Source organism: Acidovorax sp. KPB24-07, from assembly GCF_057543315.1.
Genome location: NZ_BAAJYS010000240.1, coordinates 1 through 5,601 on the forward strand (window position 1 = coordinate 1; position 5,601 = coordinate 5,601).

Genomic DNA, 5,601 nt, shown 5'->3' on the forward strand with positions numbered 1-5,601 from the left:
GGACCGTCCGGGCCTTTGGCTATTTTTTGGCCTGCAGCGCAATACAGTACTAGGGCATATCGCTATCAATTCAATAGCAATCGTAATGCCGCCCGCAATCACGCCGGGTTGTCGATCTCGATGAACCGGTGGGCGATGCCCAGTTGCGCGGCCACCCTTTCGGCCACAGCGGGGGCGCCGTAGCGCTCGGTGGCGTGGTGCCCCGCCGCGATGAAGGCCACGCCCGTCTCGCGCGCCAGGTGGGCTTGCGGTTCGGAGATCTCGCCGGTGACGAAGGCATCGGCCCCGGCGGCGATCGCCCCCTCGAAATAGCCCTGCGCCCCGCCCGTGCACCAGGCCAGCCGCCGGATCGGGCGCGGCTCGGGTGCCACCAGCGTCACGGCGCGACCGAGCACGCTCTCCACATGGCGGGCCAGGGCGTGCGCGTCGGCGAACTCCGCGGGGCCGGCGAAGCCCAGGTCCTGCTCGCCGAAGCGCGCATCGGCGGCCACGCCGAGCATGCGGCCCAGCTGCGCGTTGTTGCCCAGCTCGGCGTGCGCATCCAGCGGCAAGTGGTAGGCGAACAGGTTGATGTCGTGGGCCAGCAGGCGCTGCAGCCGCTGCTTCATCCAGCCCGTCACGCGGCCGTCCTGCCCGCGCCAGAACAGGCCGTGGTGCACGAAGACCGCATCGGCACCGTCCTCGATGGCCGCATCGATCAGCGCCCGGCTGGCCGTCACGCCGCTCACGATGCGCGCGATGCGGTCCTTGCCCTCGACCTGCAGCCCGTTGGGGCCGTAGTCCTTGAAACGCTCGGGCTGCAGCAGGGTGTCGAACGCGCGCTGCAGGTCGTGCCGGGAAACCCCGGGGGTGGAGTCGTGCATGAAAGAAGGTACAAAAGAGGCCGTCATGCGGGCCATTGTGGCAGGGCGCGCGCCAGGCCGGCACAGTGCCGGACCGCAGACCGAAGCACGCAACACCGACGCACAGACCGCCAACCAGGCGGCGCCATGACAGGGAGGAAAACACCACCAGCACCAACACTTTCCGGGCCACCGGAAGCCGTGCGCACGCATGCACTCATGCACGCGCACCGCCGCCCCGCACGCCCGCACCGCCCCATTCCGCCGCCCCACCCATCTCTCCATTCCGCCAAGCCAAGCCATGCCCTACGCACAGCCCGCCTCCACCGTCTCGCCGATCAAGCTCCACCTCGTCTCCCAGGACGCCTCCCAGGCCGATTTCCGGATCACCGGCCAGGGCACCGCCTCCGTGCGCCTGCCCGCCGATTCGGGCACGCGCTCGCTCACCATCGCCCTGCGGCCGGCCAAGCCCGGCAAGCACCCGGCCGGCGCCTGCGGCCTGACGGTGGATGCGGCCTGTGCCGTGCTCTGGGTCGAAAAGAACGGCGAGCGCTTCGAGCTCGCCCGCAGCACCGCCCCGAAAGCCCTGCTGCAGCCCTCGGCGAACCAGTCGTACTGGCTCAGCCTGGACAGCAACAACCGGCGCCTGCGCTACGGCAAGGGCGAGATGCTGCTGCATCTGATGCAGCTCGAATACGCCTTCCCGGAAACCTCCGACCCGCTCGGCCTCGGTGCGCTCGCGCCCATGCTGCGGCACGTCGAGGTGCGGGGCGCGGGCGACCACCCCCACCTGCTGTTGCGTCCGATCCCGGTCAATCTGGACCCCGCCCCGCTCGTCATCCGCCCAGAAGAAATCACGCTGGACCTCATCGCGGAGAACACCGTCAGCGTGGCGCAGAACCTGCCCAAGGAATGCCAGCTGCTCTACGCCAACGTGGCGGGGCCGAACATCCGCCTGGAAACACCGGACTTCCCGGAGTTCGCGCAAGCCATCCAGTATTCGATCGTCACGCCGGGCAAGATGTGCTTCGAGAAACTCAAGAAGAAGGCGGGCGGCGAAGGCGGCTTCAGCTACCTGCGCATCACGCTGGACGGCAACCTGGGCGACTCGCCCGGCCAACCCTACGTGCTGGAGGTCTGGCCAGCGGGCAGCCATTCGCCCATCCACGACCACGGGCAGGCCAACGCGATCATCAAGGTGCTGCACGGCCAGATCCTGATCGAGTGGTTCGGCACCCTCAGCCCGCAGGACGAAACCTCCTGGGGCCACATGCTCGCGCACGCGGGCGACGTGACCTTCCTCACGCCGCAGTACTACCAGATCCACCGGCTGAGCAACCCGTCGCCCCGGCCCGGCGGCGACTTCTGCGCCACCATCCAGTGCTACCGCTATGCGAACAAGGACCGCCAGCACTACGAGTTCTTCGACTACATCGACGACAAGGAGCAGCGCATCGAGCACTTCAAGCCCGATTCCGACTGGACTTATCGCGAATTCAAGCAGCTGATCCAGAAGGAATGGGCCGATGCGATGCACAGCCCGTCGACCTCGGCCTGACGCCCGGTAGCCCCGCACCAGTATGGTTCGCCCGCGGCACCGTCACGGGTGACTCGTCAAGGGCAAAGATCTGGCGCTCACGCAGATTGCCACCCCATTTTCACTGATGCAAATTGCAGCCGTACCCTGTCTGACTCCCTGTGGCTTCGAGATGAGCACGTACTTATAACTTCCGAGTAGGAGCATGCTATGCCATGGTCTATGGACGTACTACTGAACGACTTTGCTATCCGCTCTTTCCGCGAAACCGCGGACAAGGATTACATCGCAGCCCGCATGGCCTACAGGGCACGGCTAATCCAGCCGTTCCACTGGTCAGCGCTGCACTGCTTAGAGAAGTATGTCAAAGGCATCTGTCTTCTGAACCGTGTAAAAGTCCATCGCGGGCATGCGGTACTTGCAGGGATAGATCAAATGAAAAAGCTGGGCAAATTCACCATCGATCTCAAGCCCGCGACAGAAAAGTTCATCAGGCGGCTTGAGGAAGAGGGAGCAGAGTTTCGCTATTACGAGTCCTCGTATTGCACCGAGGAATTCGACATCATTCGCCTCGATCACGCGGTGTGGGAGCTTCGACGCTATTGCCAGCCCCTTGACTACGACATCGTTCTTGAAGATGGCACAAAGAAGAACATGCTGAGCGTCGAACTAGACCGCGTTAAGACCGCACTGGAGAATAACGAAAAGGGCACGTGCATACAGCACGGAATACTAGAAAAGATCATCTCCGAACGGAGCCATCCCGCTCGTAATTCGTTGATTTGGAACAACCTCTACTTCGGCCCCTCACACCGCAAGGTTGTCAGGATGAGGCCTGACTGGGAGGCTGGCAACTCCCCCTTCTTTCTTCATCCTGAAATCATCGATGAAGTTGAGAAGTACGTGTTTGTTCCCAAGAACATTGCCGAAGGCGTTCGCCTGTTCGCAAAACAGAAAGCTGCCGAGAAGGCAAAGGAAACCAAGGCAATAGAGAAAGCGGCGAAGTCTGCACGACACTTCTAAAAGTTTTTCAATCGCTATCCCAGCTAGTGGCATTGATCTCGGCTCATCAACGAAACCCCAATAACCACTGCATTCAGTGCTTTGTCATTCGGAATAGCGGTCAGGGGCTTGCGATGCCCGAAAGCAGCTTCCAACCATCGAAGTTGCTGCCGCAGCGTGATGAGGATCCACGTCCTTGAAAAGCAAACAAGGTGCAACGTCGCAGAGCGTCACCTCGCCGGCTCTCCGGACCGCTAAACCGCGAGCCGACCGTTTCCGGCCTGCCCCCTACTCACCCGCAACCAGCTGGCGCACGACAGCGTTCAAGCCCGACACCACGCGCGCCAATTTGTCGAAGTCGACTTTGTCCGGCGTATCCTGGGCCGTGTGATAGTAGGGATACCGGTACGGAGCGGTGTCCGTCACCATCAGCGCCGGTATGCCTTCGTCCAGGTAGGCAGCGTGGTCAGAAAAATCCACGCCCGGCACGAACCGGGGCGCAGCGACTCCCTCGGACGGAAAAGCCGCCTGCGCGCGGAACGATTGGACGACTCGGCGAACGAGGCGCCAATCGGCAGTGGTCGCGACGAAGCCGATGAAGTCGCCCTGACTGGGATAGAACTGGTTGAGTGGCCAGGGATACTTTTGAGAATCTGGTTCGTCAGAAAAGTACCCCATCGTCTCCAGCGACAGCATGGCCTTGACCTTCATGCCACGGGATACCAATCCTTTTGCATGAACGACGCTCCCCATCTGTGAGGTACGAAAGTACGGGGGCTCTTCATTGGTGTACAGGACAAGGATGACGTCTGACCGCGCGGTTTCAGCGCCAGCTTTCAGGCTCTTCGCCAGTTCCAACACCGCTGCGGCACCGGTGCCGTTGTCATTGGCACCTGGACTTCCTTGGGCCGAGTCGTAGTGCGCCCCAATGACGACGGCACTGCGGCCCGGCGCCGACGGGCTTGGAATGGTGACTTCCAAGTTGCGCACGACCTTGCCAGCGACGCTGAATTCCTCGCGCCGCACCGAGAGTTCCCGTTCCTGGGCGCTCATGGCGGGAAGCGGTCCCCGGTATGAACTCCCCGGCATGGTCGTCATGGCCACGACGAAAGCCAGAAGGCCGAACAACACCAGGGCCAAGGCGCCGCAAATTCGCAGCAGGCTCTGAAAAACTGCGTTCATTCTCAATTCTCAAGCGAGACGCGATTCCGTTTGAACGCGCCGGAGTGTCGGGTCTTGGCGCCCTCTTCCCCTTTACGTACGCGCCGAAGGCTGCCAGCCGCGCGAAGCCAGCGGCACGAAGCCCAGCGCGAACCCCAGCACGCCCATGGCCGCCACGTAGTGGGCATTGGCCAGCACGTCGTGCTGCTGCCACAGCGTGATGAGGATGGGCGTGATGCCGCCGAACACCGCATAGGCCATGTTGTACGAGAAGGACAGGCCGGTGAAGCGCACCTCGGGCGGAAACGCCCGCACGCCCACGATGGGCAGCAGCGCGATCGAGCCCACGAACAGGCCGATGAGCCCGTAGTTGAACACCAGCGTGGCCGGCGTGCCCGGCAGGCCCGTGTAGAACAGATAGGTGGTGACCACCAGGCCGCCCCAGCCCACCAGCATCACCGGGCGGGTGCCGAAGCGGTCCGTGGCCCAGCCGACGAGTACGCAGCCGATGGTGAGCGTGAGCGTGGCGACCGCGTTGGCCTCCAGCGCCAGCGTGGCGGGAATGTGGAACACCTTCTGCAGGTAGGTCGGCGTGATGAGCACCACCACCACGATGGCGGTGGACAGCACCCAGGTCATCAGGGCCACCAGCAGCATGGCGCCGCGGTGGTCGCGCAGCACGGTCTTGACCGGCAGTTCGCGCGCCACGGCGCGGCGGGCGGCCAGTTCCTGGAACACGGGCGTTTCGTGCAGGAAGCGCCGCAGGTACACCGACACCAGGCCGAACACGCCGCCCAGGATGAACGGAATGCGCCAGGCGAATTCCTGCACCTCGGCGGGCGCGTAGCTGCGGTTGATGCCGATCGCCACCAGCGACCCGAGCAGGATGCCGCCCGTGATGCCGGCCGTGAGCGTGCCCACGCCCAGGCCGTAGCGGTTGGCGGGCACGTGCTCGGCCACGAACACCCAGGCCCCGGGCATCTCGCCGCCGATGGCCGCGCCCTGCAGCACGCGCATGGCCAGCAGCAGCAGCGGCGCCGCCACGCCGATGCTGGCGTA

General features: G+C 63.9%; 5 protein-coding genes. 2 read left to right on the forward strand and 3 right to left on the reverse strand.

Annotated elements, in window-relative coordinates:
- Positions 1–98: 98 nt before the first annotated feature.
- Entirely contained in the window at positions 99–890 is a 792-nt protein-coding gene (locus AC27IQ_RS18245) for a Nif3-like dinuclear metal center hexameric protein (RefSeq protein ID WP_487090301.1), read from the reverse strand.
- A gap of 253 nt (positions 891–1,143) precedes the next feature.
- Between AC27IQ_RS18245 and AC27IQ_RS18250 the strand changes: the two genes are divergently transcribed.
- Positions 1,144–2,400, forward strand: a complete 1,257-nt coding sequence (locus AC27IQ_RS18250; RefSeq protein ID WP_487090302.1) for a cysteine dioxygenase — start codon at positions 1,144–1,146, stop codon at positions 2,398–2,400.
- Positions 2,401–2,589: 189 nt separating this feature from the next.
- On the forward strand, positions 2,590–3,402 hold the full coding sequence (locus tag AC27IQ_RS18255; protein ID WP_487090303.1) for a HEPN domain-containing protein: 813 nt from the start codon (positions 2,590–2,592) through the stop codon (positions 3,400–3,402).
- Between the two features lie 267 nt (positions 3,403–3,669).
- On the opposite strand, the gene AC27IQ_RS18260 is transcribed toward AC27IQ_RS18255, so the two are convergent.
- Complete coding sequence (locus tag AC27IQ_RS18260; protein ID WP_487090304.1) at positions 3,670–4,563, reverse strand: M28 family peptidase; 894 nt, start codon at positions 4,561–4,563, stop codon at positions 3,670–3,672.
- Between the two features lie 72 nt (positions 4,564–4,635).
- On the reverse strand, positions 4,636–5,601 hold a 966-nt coding region (locus AC27IQ_RS18265; RefSeq protein WP_487090305.1), incomplete at its 5' end, for an MFS transporter.